This is a genomic window from Virgibacillus dokdonensis (assembly GCF_900166595.1).
Lineage (GTDB): Bacteria > Bacillota > Bacilli > Bacillales > Amphibacillaceae > Virgibacillus > Virgibacillus dokdonensis.
The window spans coordinates 3,623,376-3,639,035 of record NZ_LT745763.1; the positions used below are offsets into that span (position 1 = coordinate 3,623,376).

Sequence of the window (15,660 nt, forward strand, 5' to 3'; positions counted from 1 at the left end):
ATAATACTTGGTCGTAATGGTGATCGTTTAAAAAATAATTAAAAGTGTAATTGCTAAAAATACTTATGGATGTATCCTTTTTAACAAGCAAAACCGCCACAGAAAAAATTTTCACTGTTATTAAAGTAAAAAAGACAATGATATCCTATACTATATAAAAGAGAATTGATTCAAAATGAAAACTAAATTAAAATTTATTTTAAATCTAGGTATGAGTGAATGAATCGTACATACATAAGCAATATATCTAATTGTACATATCTCACCTCGTTTAAAGGAGTTTGTGACCGTCATGAAGTACGTTAAAATAATGGGAATCCCCTTCCTTCATACAGACCAACAATCTTTTGTAGATTTGTTAGATCAGAGGATTGCGCAAAGTAAAAGAACATTTGTTATTACAGCAAATCCCGAGGTTGTGATGAAGGCAAAAAAAGATAAAGATATTTGGCAATATATGCACAGTGCTACGTATGTGGTAGCTGATGGAATTGGGATTGTAAAAGCAGCAGCTTTATTAAATCAACCTTTACCAGAACGTGTTACAGGCTTTGATACAATGATTCATTTATTAAAGCTAGCTAACCAAAAACAATATCGAATATTTTTACTTGGTGCCCAAAAGGATACTTTGCTAAAAACAGCAAGTGCCATTGAATCTCAGTACCCTGACTTAGAGATCGTTGGTATGCAAGATGGATATTTCGATTGGAAATCTAATCAGGTAGCTGAATCAATTGCAGATTTGAAACCAGATATTACGTTTGTTGCGTTAGGTTGTCCACGTCAAGAAACCTGGATAGCCAACAACTTATATAAATTTAACGAAGGAATATTTATTGGGGTTGGAGGATCTTTCGACGTTATAGCAGGTACAGTTAAACGTGCTCCACGTATTTTTCAAAGATTAAATGTAGAATGGCTTTATCGACTGCTAAAGCAGCCAAGCAGGTGGAAAAGGATGCTTGCATTACCACAGTTCGTTATTTGTATTTTGAAGCAAAAAATAATGGGGAAAAACTCGTGAGCCGCTCTACTTTTGTAAAAAGCACAGTTTTAATAACAGCTGCTACATTAATATCTAAAATATTGGGAAGTATATTTCGTATCCCTTTACAAAATATAGCAGGTGATCGTGTATTAGGAATTTTCAGTCTTGTTTATCCAATATACATGGTGGCTTTAATATTATCCGTAGCAGGCATTCCTATTGCTATTTCAAAACTAATTGCAGACGCTCGTGCCCAAAACCAATTAAATCAAGTCAAAGAAATTTACATAACAGCAAGTATTCTTGCTTTTCTGTTCGGCCTAAGTAGCTTTCTAGTTATTTACATCTTTTCCACAAACATCGCAGAAATATTAGGCGGACAATCCACAAGATTTGCTTTAATTATAGTAGCCCTTACATTACTAGTCGCACCATACATGGCGGTCTATAGGGGGTATTTTCAAGGCTTTGAAGATATGAAGCCTACTGCTGTGTCACAGGTAATAGAACAATTTATTCGAGTTGGATTAATTTTGTTTATCGCTTATTTATTGGTCGAACGAGAACTTGCAGATAATGTAGTTGCTGGTGGGATAATGATTGGCTCAGTAGTAGGTGCCTTTATCTCTCTTGTTTATTTACGAGTAAAATACGTTCGGTCCTCTTTTAAGCAAGCAACATCTCGAAAATTTACGTTTCATCGCTTTACTTCATGGAGTAAGCATATTTTAAAGTTATCTATACCAATTGCTATTGGGGCTATTACCATGGCTTTGCTTAATTTTATTGACTCTATTACGATTCCATATGGTTTAAGAGTTATTGAAGCTTCTGAATCACATATTAATTATCTCTATGGTATATACGGTAGAGGGCTTTCCGTTGTACAAATCGCAACTGTCTTCGCCACATCGATTATTTTGCCATTGATACCACTAATTACAACTAAATTAGCTAAAGGAAATACTGTGCAAGTTCGAAATTTAATTGAAAAAACATATCGACTCACACATCTCCTTTCTTGGCCTGCAGCAGCAGGCTTGCTTGCGCTAACTTTACCAATCAATTTAGCTTTATTTACAGACTTGGAAGGAAATTGGGTATTAGCTATTATTGGAGTTAGTTCTGTCTTTACTTCATTAACTGTTTTAAGCACCGGTATTTTACAAGGGTTAAACCTCGCTAAACAAGCTGCCCTATTTGTGATATTAGGCGTATTAATTAAAGCTATAGCAAATATCTATTTCATTCACCTTCTAGGACTAGTCGGTGCAGCACTGTCAACATTAGCAGTATATATTATTTTATTTATTATTAACACTTGGTATATATATAATCATCAGCCATTTAAGGTGATGAAAAGAATGATTTTTAAAATACAAGTAGCTTCACTGTTTATGGCAGTCGTTATTGGATTACCGACATTATATATTTCCATAGCTGACTGGACACGTCCTCAAGCCTTCATGTATTTAACTATCGCTATCATAATTGGATCAACTATTTATGTTACGTTATTACTCTTCATGAAAGTAATCAATATGAACGAGGTCGTGCAGTATATTCCAGGCATACAAAAGAAAGGAAGAGCTGACAGATGATGAAACCGAAATGGCTTTGGCTTGCTTTGCTACTATTATTAGTAATCACCATCCCGGGACTTACTGATCGATGGCAAAAAGAAAAAACGAATAATACTTACGAAATTGCTGTTCCTTATAATGAAATTGAAAAATTGGCTGCTGAAACAGAAGATTTGAATATAGAGGATATATTAAGCAGGTTAGAAGAAGCTGGATTGAATACAGTCAGTATAGCGCCCATATCTTTAAATTGGATGGAAGACCAAAACCTTATTTCCATATATAACGATAAGGAAATAAAAAAGGCTCTTTTATTTAATGATAAAAACCGTGAAATGAATGATCTCCAAAAAGGGTACTATATTACTCAACCTAAAAAAGCAAATTTTAAACAGATTATCGAACAAAATCTAAATCCAGAAACCATTGCCATTAAAGATCAAACATTTTACTTCATTAAAGAAAAACCGGGTTTACTATCGTCCAACTTTGCCTATAATGAAGAAATGATTGAACAAGCAAAAGCAAGCGGTTTGAATTTTATTCTCCGTGCAGGAAATGAAGATCAGCTGGTGAATGGAAATATAATGGAACAACTTAATGAAATGAAAGAATTAGACACAAGTAATATACTGTTTTCTGGTAATGAAATTATTGGCTACCCCAATATGGAAAAAGTTGAAAAATGGACAAATTCACTCTCCAATAATGGTTATCAATTTTATTTTATAGAATTTAACCTCCAAAAAGGATTACAGACAGTTGCTCGTAATACAGATTATAACATAATTAGACTACACAGTTTGGATTTAGACAATAAGAGTTTGCCTGAAAATGTGGATCAAGCAGTTAGAGCTGTGAAAGAACGTAACATACGTTCAATTTTCTTCCATATACAAACTGGTACACCTGAAGATCGTCTAAAGAACGCAACCACATTTATTGAAGGAGTACATGATAAATTAGCAGGCCAGTATACTCAAGGAATACCTGCTCCGTTTGCGAAAATAAACACCCCTATTTGGATACAGATGGCTTTATTTGCTGCAGGTATTCTATTTACAGGATTGTCTTCTACTTTGTTAAGGAGGAAGAAGTGGGTCTTTATTTCCACCACGCTTATGACTGTTTTAGCAATTGCTTACTTATTGACTCAAAAACTATTTTTATTACAAGGCTTTGCGTTAATCATTGCTATTTTAGCTCCCACTTACGCTGTATTAAGCACAATGAGAAATACAAATAGTATGAAGGACATTACCGTTCAATATATGAAAGCAATCGGGATTACTTTTATTGGAATATGGATGATTGTCGGCTTGCTAAATGGAAATTCATTTATCACTGGGTTTGAAGTATTTCGAGGAGTAAAACTTGTTTATGCTATTCCAATTATATTCGTCTTTCTATTTCTATTGTGGAGAGAAGCTTTAAAATTACAACATATTTCTGTGAAATACTGGCATATGATTATTATTCTTGTCATTGGATCAGTAGGGTTTTATTACATGACACGAACGGGTAATAATGCATCTGTAAGTGAAATAGAGCTAGCTATTCGTAGCGGATTAGAGCAATTACTATATGTAAGACCTAGAACGAAAGAGTTTCTCATAGGTTTTCCAGCTTACTTATTAGCAATTTATGTGTGGGGTAATCATCAACTCATAGGTAAATTATTGCTTATTCCAGGAACCATTGGTTTTTTGTCAATGATGAATACATTTACTCACCTTCATATACCTTTGCATATTTCATTGTTACGAACGGGATACAGTATAGTAATTGGATACCTTATCGGTTTGTTATGTATTTATATATACAAAATTTGCGCTCCAATGGTCTTTAAATACATTGCCATTAGAAGGGAGCCGCAATAATGCATATTGTACTATCTGGCTATTATGGTTTTGACAATGTCGGTGATGAAGCCATATTATTTGCTATAATCGAGCAACTTCGCATGGTTGATCCACAAGTAGAGATTACTGTACTATCTAATAATCCTGAGAAAACAAAAAACACATATCATGTGAATGCTGTACATCGTAAGAAAATCTCGCAAATTATTAGAGCATTAAAGGATGCAGATGGGTTAATTAGTGGTGGAGGAAGTCTGTTACAAGACAAAACGGGCAGATTTACTATTCCATATTATACGGGAATAATAAAATTAGCTAAGTTATTTCGAAAACCTGTATTTATTTACGCTCAAGGCATGGGACCAATTCACCGACGTTTAAACAAATGGATTGTTAAACACACTTTAAATAATGTTGAAAAAATAACGATACGAGATAAGGCTTCTCAACAATTATTAGCAGAAATTGGTATTAGGCAAGACAGCTCCATTGTTCCAGATCCAGTAATAGGATTAGACCCCTTTGCTTATACCAGTCAATGGAGGGAGTTTAAGAATTTTGAGCAAAAGTTCGTAACCGTGAGTGTAAGAGACTGGCCAACTACTCAACCGTTTACAAAAGAAATAGCATTATGTTTAGATCGACTTGTTCAGGATGGTTACGATGTTGTTTTCATTCCCATGCATGGTGAACAAGATGAGGAAACATCCAAAGAAACAGCAAGACGAATGAAGGAAAAAAGTTATATTTCACCTGCTGACGACTCGTTGCAATCAAAGATAGCTCTTATAGGAAAAGCTAACCTTCTTATCGGGATGCGTCTTCACTCACTGATATTCTCAGCAATTAATTATACACCATTTATTGCTATTTCTTATGATCCAAAAATAGATGCTTTTGCTTCCCTTGTTGATCAGCCTTTAGCTGGCCATGTAGAACATAGTGACTGGAATAATCAAGTTTTATATCAATTAGCCATTGACTCTCTCACTAACGAAGATCGTATTAGAGTGCATTTAAAAGAAAAATTAGCCATTCATAAGCGCAGTGCTCAGCGCACACCAGAGCTTGCCTTAAGTGCCTTCCATAAACAAATTAAATGCGAACAAAGCTACTAAGCTTTGTTCGCATTTAATTTGCTTTTTTGTCGTCTAGGAAATTATAAAATTTAGCAGCTGTGGGTAAACTTACTAAGTTATTTAGCCACGTCCGGCTCCAGCGCCCAACAACTAGGCGACTTCACGAAATCGCCCTACGATAAGTCATCATCGGTTCGTCTAAATAGGAAGGCCGACTAAAGACGGGCTTGCCGGAGGGCGCCGGCATACTCCTGTTGCAGGAGCATGATTCCTAAAACTTCAGTTGATTTTCGTTCCACTAGCTACGTTGCTAACCGGTCGCTTGCGCCTTTGTTCTTTCTTGACAATCTCTACCACCTTCGTTGTAACAGCTATAACTGCATAGCCATTTAATACACACATAATTGGTATAATAAAGAATCCGTAACGGGGTATGGTTAAGAACAAATTAGATAATCCAATATACATAATTAAAACCGCTGCTACTGCAACTGCTTCTCGTTTACGTGAAAACAAGCTAATAATTGTTGTAACTATTGCAATGCTTACTAAGTAATTATGCATTGTCTTTACAGTTCCTGCAAAGCTATACGAATGATAATAATAAATGGCGTCAGGGAGTTTGAATAACTCATATGTTTTACCAACCGTAAACCACGAAAGCCATAAACCAAAATTATTTTCAAAACCATCTTTTATTTTCATAATAGCATATTCTTTACTATCCATTCCTAATTCCTTTTGTTCTTTGAAATAATCCGAGAAATCATATATATTAAATGGGTTACTTCCGGCAAACCAGCTATTACCCGAATGAGTTGATAAAAGAATAAACTCATCAAATAATAAAAAGTTTCTAATCACCCATGGAGCGATAATCACCGCTGCCCCAGCTGCCCAAATACTACTAATTAAAACCCACGTTTTAAGTCGCTTACGATGCTTTATAAACATAATGATAAACCCAATTAAAACTAATGGGGCAATAACAGGTCGAATGAGTACACCATAGCAAAATACAACAGCAAATAAAAAGTGAATGAACTTTTTATTTTTCTCCATTGCTAGTAAGAATAAATAAATGGACAAGCAAAAAAAGAAGATACCTGGAATTTCAGTTAGTGCTGTCCTAAAATAATGAAGCGGTGTGAAATATGTTGCGTAAAATAAAGCAGCAACAAGGCCTACCCACTTATTTTTAAAGGCCTTGGTACCAATTAAGTATATTAGGGCAATGGTTGCTATGCTTAATAACATATTAAATATTTTAACCATTGTCATTTGATCCATGTTAACTACATTGGCAATTTGAAAAACTACTACTAGTATCAATGGATGACCAGGTGTCACGAAGGCATTGCTTTGCTTATCCGTATTGTAACCATAGATGCCATCATTAATAATTTGATTGGCCATTTCTGAATATAAGTACGCATCTCTACTTCCGTATTTCCAAGTATGTTCTCTTAACATTGCAACTCTTTCACTGATTTTTCCGTTATTTAATTGCTCCTGTATTTCTTGATCGGTAGGTTGAATGAAATTAGTTCCAGGGTGTTCAACAAAGAAAATAATATGTAAAATAAGGCTAAAAATCAAAATAATCCCAAGTAAGTATATAGGTAAGTGATTTGATAACTTTTGAGACATTGTCATGTGTTCCATAATTTACCTCGCAATTAAATAAACTCCAAACACAATAATTATTGCTCCAATCCATTGTGTAGGGGTAACAACTTCCTTAAAAATAAAATATCCAATTACTACACCGATGACATACGCTAAACTCTGAAATGGATACGCTATACTAAAAGGCATTCTCGAAAGAATAAAAAGCCATAGTCCTGTAGCAAATACATAAATAATTCCTCCGCCGATGATGTACGGAGACTTAACAACTTGCCATATACTTCCTAAAGTAATTTCTCCTATCTGCGACATACCCGCTTTCCATAGCATCTGTCCACTTACTAATAATAATATATTAATGACTAACAATATATAATTCATACGTTTTCTTTCCTCTGCCTCTGTCTATCTGTTTTAGTTAAATGTTTATGTTTCTGATAATCCTGTTTCAGTAAAGATAGCTCTTGTGTTAGAAGGATAACTTTATTATTTAATTTGGATATTCGCTTCGTCAAGTCGAAAATCATAATGATGGTACATAGTAAGCCAAATAAAAAAAGTAAACTAGGTGCATATGCAATTCCCAAGAGCTTTGCTAAAAAGTTTAAAAATCCTGGTGAGAGACTCAATACTCCTAGAACAATGCATGTAAAAATCCAAATAAGTGAATCTTTTGTTTCAAAAATCCCCCTTCTTACAGCTTCAATTACTATTACAAAGAAAATACAAACGATAATAAAACTAAATACTGTAATATCCATAAAGTGCATTACTCCTTAACTATTGATTGCATTAGTATGGAAAGGGTAACTTTTCCCATGTAATAAACGCTTTTCCAAGGGGTGATAGAAGACTCCCCTCCTTGCCTATCCTGCATATTTGCTGTAACTTCTTGTATTCGCATCCTTTTTCTAGTTAAATGCATCAATACCTCAGGCTCTGGATAGTCTTTTGGATAATTATTGGCAAACAATTCAATTACATGAGCATTTATAGCTCGATAACCTGAGGTAGGATCCGTATAGCTTTTTTTTGTTAATAACTTTAAAATGAGATAAAAATAATAGATTCCAACTCTTCTGAGTTTACTTCCTTTATAATCCGTTCTCTGCAAAAACCTAGAACCTATAACCATATCCGCTTCATTTTTTATTATTGGTGCTACCAATTGAAACAAATCGCTTGTTTTATGCTGTCCATCTGCATCAAACTGCACTGCTATTTCAAATCCTTCGTTAAAAGCATACTTATAACCTGTTTGAACTGCCCCACCAATTCCTAAATTTTGTGAAAGTGTAAGTTGAACTACGTCAAACATGTTTACAATATCTTCTGTTTTATCTGTTGAACCATCATTAACAACACATACTTCTAAATTTCCTATTTTTTTCTTCATTTCCATTAAACTAGTTAAAGTTTTTCCAATACTTTCTTGTTCATTATAAGCAGGAACGATAATAAGGGTTTTAGGAATGTTTTCTAAGTTCAAGTTCATCACCTTCCTTCATGTTTTTAAAGAATAAATGTGGCTGTTCCATTTTCCCAAAAAGCAACCAATAGTGCGGGAACAATCTGAAGACCAAACGAACCACGAACCAACTCAAAAATGTGACACATACAAATGAAAAAATTTGCCAGCTATTATATACAATTGGTGAACCACCATTAACTAAATACCGAAATAACATTAAAAATAATGGGTGGATTAGGTAGATCCCAAATGAGGTTGCACCAATCTCCATTAAAAATAATTTTACCCTTGGTTTAACAGATTTATTCGCAATATGCGCTATATAAAATAATAACAATCCTGCAAATAAAGCATGTGTTGCCCATGTAAACTCCCCTAGATATTTAGCGACGAGCGGATGAAGATTATTAGCTACATTTGAAAACACGTTCGTTCTTGCCAAATACATATATCCTGTATAAAGAATTAAAATCACACCATATCCTACGCTTAACAGAATAATGATTTGATCTTTAAACAATGGTCGCTTAAATTTATTTTTTATATCTGTATAGTACATTCCCAGATACGCTCCAATAAAGTAGAAGGATAAATAAGAAAAAGACACCGACCCTTTCCATGGGATATGAAAATATACGTCGTTCAGCACAACCCATACCCATTGTGCAATTAAACCAATTAAAACAGCATACTTTCTCAAAAATGAAAACTGCTTAAACGCTAATAACAACAACGGGAATAATAAATAAAACTGAACACTAATAAAAACAAAATATAAATGTGTATGCGCCTTGCCTAAGGCTAATAAAAATAAAAACCGTTGGATGGCATAAGATATACTAGGGTAATCATAATAAACATACATCTTAATTACGAAATATATTGCTGAAAATAGAACGTATGGAATTAAAATAAATTTTAATCGTTTAACATAAAAACGCTTTATTAATCCTGTATCTATTTTTCTTGGATAATAGTTATAAAATAGAACAAAACTACTTAACATAATAAAAGTTGGTGTTCCTAACTTTCCCGCTATATTAAAAAAGTTGTATATTGGAAAAAGGATGGAATCATGTTCTATAGTTGTTACGCCACTTGATGAAGAATGAACAATTAGAACAGCAAAGATCGCAAAAGCTCTTGCTAATTGTACCTCATCCAATGATTTTTTCTTTAAATTATTCACTGCTATCACCATATCGCAATATAGAATTTGTTAAGAATTTTTAAAGTATTAAATACTAAAATAATAATTCTATCTTCATTTCTTACCTTGACTTTATTTTCTCTACTCTTAACCATCTTAATAACGGGCGGTAACTTTCGCTGATTATTCCAGTTAATTCAACGAGTAACTCGACTATTATTAATACTAATATTAAAATAATAATAGAACTCCACATTTCTGAACGATTTAGAACTATTCCAGCTAGGCTAAATAATATACTCATTCCATATATTAAAATAACGGTCTGTTTATGTGTAAATCCAAGTTTAAGAATACAATGGTGCAAATGGAATTTGTCTGGTGCGGATATTGGCTTTTTGTGTATTATCCGACGAATAACCGCAAATACAGTATCTAAAATAGGAATTGCCAAAATAATTATGGGAACCAAAAGTGAAAACAAAGCGACATTTTTAAATAGACCGGTAACTGCAATAACACTGATCATATATCCTAAAAATAAAGATCCAGTATCGCCCATAAATATTTTTGCGGGATAAAAATTAAATAGAAGAAAACCTACTGTACTGCCAAACATCATAAGTGAAATTAACGCAATAGGCAGATTTCCCATTGAAACAGCTAAGCCGGAAATTGTTAAAAAAGCAATAGCTGCAATACCAGCTGCTAGACCATCTAAACCATCAATTAAATTAATTGCATTTGTAATTGCGACAATCCAAAGAATTGTTATTGGCACAGCAAAAAAACCAAATTCAATTCGATCAGTAAACGGCAATGTAATAAAGTCTATTTTAAAACCACTTACAACTGGAACAACAGCAGCAATGATTTGCATAATAAATTTAAATTTTGCAGACTTTTGAAATAGATCGTCCAAAATTCCAACAAATACAATAACAGTTGCACCTAACATAATAGGCCAATAATGAATCGTTTCTGGTATAAAAATTAAAAACCCTAATAAAAAGCCAACATAGATGGCCAGTCCACCTAATCTAGGCATTATTTTTTCGTGTACTTTTCGATTATTTGGTTCATCTGTTGCGCCAACCTTTATAGCTAATCTTTTTACCAGTGGAGTTAAAATAATCACTGTTAAAAAGCACATCATAGCCCCAATATAAATCATAAGAATCCTCCTGCATTTACTAGCTAATATCTATTTCTATAAAACTATGTTTTCTGCATAAGAATAACGCTGTCAATTCTTTACCACTACATCGAATGACCGCGTTATAAAAAGTGAAATCTCAGGTCTGATAAGATGTACCTTTTTTATACAATAACTTCCTTATATTCTGCTATATTACTAAAATCACTTTTGAATTTTTTGTATTTTTCTAATTCATCTGTTGTGATAAGAACAGATGGATATTCACTAAATCGTTGCATTTGTTCAATATTATTCACAGTCCAAACAACAACCTGAATTCCAAGTTCATCCAACTTTCTAACGTATTTATTTTTTATCCCATCATGCTTAACTGCCAAGTATTCAGCATTTAGTTTATTAATAAGTCTGAAATGGGATCGTTTCATCTTATTTACTAAAGGACCAACTTTTATATTTTTTGACAATTGCCTCAAATTCATTAGCGCATGATGATTAAATGAAATAACATAAACTTGCTCAATCATCTCTGTTTGTTGTATTACTTGAAATACCTTCTCTTCAAAGGAGTCGTATAACTTTGTGTTTTTCATCTCAATGGACACCGTAACTTTGTTCTTAGCTAAATGAAGTACTTCTTCTAGTGTAGGGATACTTTCTTTTCCTTGTACTTTGAATTCCTTCAACTCATCCAAAGTATAATGTCTAATTTCCCCACTTCCATCTGTCATCCGGTCTATTTTATAGTCATGCATCACAACAGGAATACCATCTTTACTTAGATGTACATCCAGTTCTATATGTGTAACCCCTAGTTCAATAGCTGCATGAAATGAAGTGATTGTATTCTCTGGGTATTTAGCTGGATATCCCCTGTGCCCTATAGCTCTAATAGACATAAATGATTCTCCTTTTCATTTAAAGAATGTATTTATTAGATTAGTTCTATTATAAATATTGAACATTGAGCCCATATTAGATTAAAGTAAAGAGTTTGTAAATTTTTAAGATTTTTCATTAATACTTTTTTTTAATGTATTGTATTCGAAGTATCTCGACCTTCATTTTGTACGCAAAGTAAATAACCCCCCATATCAAAGTTTTACCCTCTATTAATTTTTATTCTTTTTCAGTTAAGATAAATCGAGTAGAGGGAAAAGTTAAGTAACTTTACGCCCCTCTCACACCACCGTACGTACCGTTCGGTATACGGCGGTTCAATAGTTTGAGTGTACGAACTGGTATTGTAGAGCGATGTCTTTATATCCTCTCGATGCCAGTTCTTTATCTGTTAATGAACGATGGAGTACATAACTACTGGATATAACCCAGTAGCCCTTTCTTGTATTCGACCATTCATAAGCTTTATGTTTATCGATACCTAAGCGAATTAGATTTTTCCTTTTTGTGCGTGGGTTTTTCCACTGCTTCCAGAGATATTGTCTAATTCTTCGCTTCAACCATCCATTGAGATTCTTTATAAATCCTTTCATTTCCCCTATGCCATAGTAGTTTATCCAACCTGTCATAAGTTGTTGGATTTCTTTAAGAATCACTTCGAGATGTCGTCCACGATTGCGTTTGGTGATCCGCTTGAGTTTCCTTTTGACGGTCACTTTCGCTTTATTATGCGGACGAATTTTGACACCCTTCTTCGTAGCTAATAAGCAGAAGCCAAGAAACTTACGTTTCAAAGGACTTCCAACCGCACTCTTTTCTCGGTTAACAGTTAAACTCAGATCCTTCTCAAGAAAGTTCGTTATATTATCCATTACCCGATATCCTGCTCTCCTGCTTTTCACATAGATATTACAGTCGTCCGCATAGCGGACGAATCTGTGACCACGCTTTTCTAATCGTTGGTCTAATTCATTCAGATAAATATTACTGAGTAACGGCGATAAGTTTCCACCTTGCGGCGTTCCTTCTTCCGATTTCTCAAAGATACCGTTTATCATAATTCCACTCAATAAATACTGTCTTACCAAGCGAAGCACGCGCTTATCATCTATCTGTTTTTCCACGAAATACATCAGTTTGTCATGATTTACCGTATCGAAGTAGGATTTCATATCCAAATCCACCACATATTTGTACCCTTGTTCGTAGTATGACTTTGCCCGTATGATGGCTTGATGTGCACTACGTTTTGGACGAAACCCAAAACTATTATCGGAGAACTTTGGTTCAAATATTGGTTGGAGCACTTGGTTAATCGCTTGTTGAAGCATCCGGTCGATGACTGTCGGAATCCCCAGTTTTCTCTTTCCACCGTCTGGTTTCGGGATTTCAACCCGCAGGACGGGTTGCGGTTTGTATTTTTCTTGATATAACTGGAGTAATAGTTCCTCTTTATGTTCCTTCAAGTATGGAAGTAGTTGGTCGCACGTCATACCGTCTACACCGGCTGCCCCCTTATTTCTGACGACTTGAAGGTAAGCTTGATTGAGATTGTTCCTTGACAGGATTCTTTCAAACAGATTGGATACACCATTTTGATTGTTCTTTTCACCATGTAAGCCACTATGCGCTTCGACATACCCTTCATGTTCCACACTATCTCTCTGCCGATAGCCAGATTCTCCTGTTTTCTGCAGTTGTCGCACCTTACACACCTCCTAGAGCTTTCAAAACGACTATTGTTCGGTCCTTCATGTTTCGTCAAGTAACATTACTATGACCTCTGCTGACTTCTTGTGATTCACCAAGACGTCATCGTCTTGGTTGTGCTGGTTTGTTATCATTCAACTCCCACTGCACCCTCACAAGACCTCCCCCGGTAAGAGCGAAAACTTTCCTCCCATGTAACTGCTAGATTTACTGTATAGGTTTCGGGCAGTATTGGACTTCAGTTTGTTAGGCAACCTTATCCGACCTAATTCAGCCTTCTATCTAGTTTCTGTTCGTCAGTTCAGGAGTTTGCGTCCGACTTCCTTCAGCCACTACCTCGCGATAGCCACCTTGTCTTTCGCTAACAGTTCCTACTGCCATGCCTGTAGTGGACTTTCACCACCAAGTTTTCGCCCATGCAGGGCGCACCTAAAAAGACGATTCTAATAATTAAAATTTAGAATCGTCTTTTATATATTATTTTTTGTCGCTCTTGAGTTGTCTTATTTTATATATGGCGATTCTCCGCCTCAATCTCTTTCGATCCTAATATTAAGTAATTTAACTCCTCTTTTGGAATCTTATTAAACTCTCCACGTTTCACCAAATAAAAGCCAATACCTAGCACAATCCACACGACCAAGGCAATTTGAGATTCTATACCGAGAAAAGCCGGTGATCCAGGTATTAATAATAATGCTAAAAAGATTAAGCTAGCTAGCATCCCAACACCTGAAATGGTTTTCTTAAATGGAGAAACGATATGTTTCTTCGGATTGAATGCGACTGTTTTCTTTGTTTTAAATAATGTAAACGCCGTGTAACAAGTATAAAAATAAGCAATGGTTACACCTATAGAAGACATGTCGACGACCCATAATAGTGCTTCTCTTCCAAACCATGGAGCAAATGCAGAAACGACGACAGTAAAGATGATCCCAATGTAGGGAGTTTTATATTTTGGATGCAGTTTTGAAAAGCTGGCAGGTATTATTTTAGCTCGTGACATTGCAAATAGTAGACGGCTTGAAGAAATAATAAACCCGTTCAACCCCGTAAATACTCCCATCGTTAATGCCGTTACTAAGAGCACTAAGCCAATGGTGCCAAGCAATTCTTGAATGGCTGCTCCTGTTCCCCATACATGATCCTCTGCGACTAAGCCTTCCCATGGCTGTGTCATAGCAGTGGCTAAAATCATTAAACTGTACAAGACAGCTGCAAAAAAGATCGCCATAATAATTAAGGAAAATGCTTTTTTAGATGAGAAATGAAATTCTTCGGCTGCTTGTGGTACATTGTCAAAGCCAACATACGCCCAAGGAGCAATGGCTACGATAGATATAATAGCAGCCCAAGCAGTTGTGTCAGAAGGAAAGTAAGGTTGTACACTGGAAAGACCTGTTCCCGGCTGTGCCCCAACCATCCATGTAATCATTAAGATACTAGCAATCATCACACTGCAAAATAAAAATTGCATGCGACCAGAAATGCCTGTCCCTCGAATATTAAAATAACCAAATGTCCCTAAAGCAACGGAAGCAATAATAATTTCCATTCCATAAACGTCCCAACCAGCTATTTGATAAAGTGGAAAGTTTTCAATCAATGTGGGAAACACAAATTTAAACATTAAAGCAAAGGCAGATGCATTTAACGCTACAATGCAAATATATCCTAACGTTAAAAACCATCCACTAATAAATGCATGTGTCCGACCTAAACTTATAAAAGCATAGGCAAATTCTCCGCCTGTTACCGGGAAGCTTTTAATTAAGAAACCATAACTTACTGCAATGAGCATCATTAATATTGCTCCAATACTCAAACCGATAATGACCCCTAGTGGACCTGCTGTTTCCATCCATGTGGTCGGTTGAACGAATGCACCCCAACCAATTGATGAACCTAAAGCGATCGCCCATACCCAGTGAGCCTTTAAAGATTTCTTCAGCGTCGTTCTTTCTTCCATAAAATTGGAATCTCCTTTAGTTTTAAATAACTACGATTTTGTTTACTTGTAAAATGCTATCATGTTTTGTAGTAAACGAACAAATGGACCATAAGTCTAAAATTGTTGTTTAGAAGCTTTTTCTGCCTCTCTCATGTAGAATAACATCTTGAACGTT

13 protein-coding genes are annotated in these 15,660 nt (G+C 35.0%); 4 read left to right on the forward strand and 9 right to left on the reverse strand.

Translation table 11 applies throughout. From position 1 onward, the window contains the following. Positions 1-292: 292 nt before the first annotated feature. Genes B2C77_RS18395 through csaB form a run of 4 tightly spaced genes read left to right on the forward strand, consistent with a single transcriptional unit; the run spans position 293 to position 5,554 of the window. On the forward strand, positions 293-1,027 hold the full coding sequence (locus tag B2C77_RS18395; protein WP_077706356.1) for a WecB/TagA/CpsF family glycosyltransferase: 735 nt from the start codon (positions 293-295) through the stop codon (positions 1,025-1,027). Further along, positions 1,024-2,592 carry a putative polysaccharide biosynthesis protein gene (locus tag B2C77_RS18400; RefSeq protein ID WP_077706971.1) on the forward strand — a complete coding sequence of 523 codons (1,569 nt, stop codon included), beginning with the start codon at positions 1,024-1,026 and terminating at the stop codon, positions 2,590-2,592. The genes B2C77_RS18395 and B2C77_RS18400 overlap by 4 nt, the downstream gene beginning before the upstream one ends. Further along, positions 2,589-4,454, forward strand: a complete 1,866-nt coding sequence (locus B2C77_RS18405) for a DUF5693 family protein (protein ID WP_077706357.1) — start codon at positions 2,589-2,591, stop codon at positions 4,452-4,454. Before B2C77_RS18400 ends, B2C77_RS18405 begins: the two co-directional genes overlap by 4 nt. Continuing rightward, a complete protein-coding gene (gene csaB, locus B2C77_RS18410; protein ID WP_077706358.1) occupies positions 4,454-5,554 on the forward strand; it encodes a polysaccharide pyruvyl transferase CsaB in 1,101 nt (366 codons plus the stop codon). Before B2C77_RS18405 ends, csaB begins: the two co-directional genes overlap by 1 nt. 240 nt (positions 5,555-5,794) lie before the next feature. Here csaB and B2C77_RS18415 read toward each other — a convergent pair whose 3' ends face one another. From B2C77_RS18415 to B2C77_RS18455, 9 genes are all read right to left on the reverse strand, one after another. After that, a complete protein-coding gene (locus B2C77_RS18415; RefSeq protein WP_077706359.1) occupies positions 5,795-7,180 on the reverse strand; it encodes an ArnT family glycosyltransferase in 1,386 nt (461 codons plus the stop codon). 3 nt (positions 7,181-7,183) lie between these two features. Further along, on the reverse strand, positions 7,184-7,525 hold the full coding sequence (locus B2C77_RS18420) for an EamA family transporter (protein WP_077706360.1): 342 nt from the start codon (positions 7,523-7,525) through the stop codon (positions 7,184-7,186). Continuing rightward, a complete protein-coding gene (locus B2C77_RS18425) occupies positions 7,522-7,905 on the reverse strand; it encodes a DUF2304 domain-containing protein (RefSeq protein WP_077706361.1) in 384 nt (127 codons plus the stop codon). The genes B2C77_RS18420 and B2C77_RS18425 overlap by 4 nt, the downstream gene beginning before the upstream one ends. A gap of 8 nt (positions 7,906-7,913) precedes the next feature. Beyond that, a complete protein-coding gene (locus tag B2C77_RS18430; protein ID WP_438272968.1) occupies positions 7,914-8,633 on the reverse strand; it encodes a glycosyltransferase family 2 protein in 720 nt (239 codons plus the stop codon). After that, positions 8,611-9,816: an acyltransferase gene (locus tag B2C77_RS18435; protein ID WP_077706363.1), complete on the reverse strand. Its 1,206-nt coding sequence runs from the start codon at positions 9,814-9,816 to the stop codon at positions 8,611-8,613. Before B2C77_RS18435 ends, B2C77_RS18430 begins: the two co-directional genes overlap by 23 nt. A 70-nt stretch (positions 9,817-9,886) precedes the next feature. After that, positions 9,887-10,939 (reverse strand): glycosyltransferase family 4 protein, encoded by a 1,053-nt coding sequence (locus B2C77_RS18440; protein ID WP_077706364.1) that lies wholly within the window; start codon positions 10,937-10,939, stop codon positions 9,887-9,889. A gap of 146 nt (positions 10,940-11,085) precedes the next feature. Beyond that, the gene (locus B2C77_RS18445) at positions 11,086-11,820 is read right to left on the reverse strand and encodes a glycerophosphodiester phosphodiesterase (RefSeq protein WP_077706365.1); all 735 of its coding nucleotides are present in this window, start codon (positions 11,818-11,820) and stop codon (positions 11,086-11,088) included. 318 nt (positions 11,821-12,138) lie between these two features. After that, positions 12,139-13,527 (reverse strand): group II intron reverse transcriptase/maturase, encoded by a 1,389-nt coding sequence (gene ltrA, locus B2C77_RS18450; protein ID WP_077701832.1) that lies wholly within the window; start codon positions 13,525-13,527, stop codon positions 12,139-12,141. A gap of 512 nt (positions 13,528-14,039) precedes the next feature. Beyond that, positions 14,040-15,503: an APC family permease gene (locus B2C77_RS18455; RefSeq protein WP_077706366.1), complete on the reverse strand. Its 1,464-nt coding sequence runs from the start codon at positions 15,501-15,503 to the stop codon at positions 14,040-14,042. Positions 15,504-15,660 lie beyond the last annotated feature (157 nt).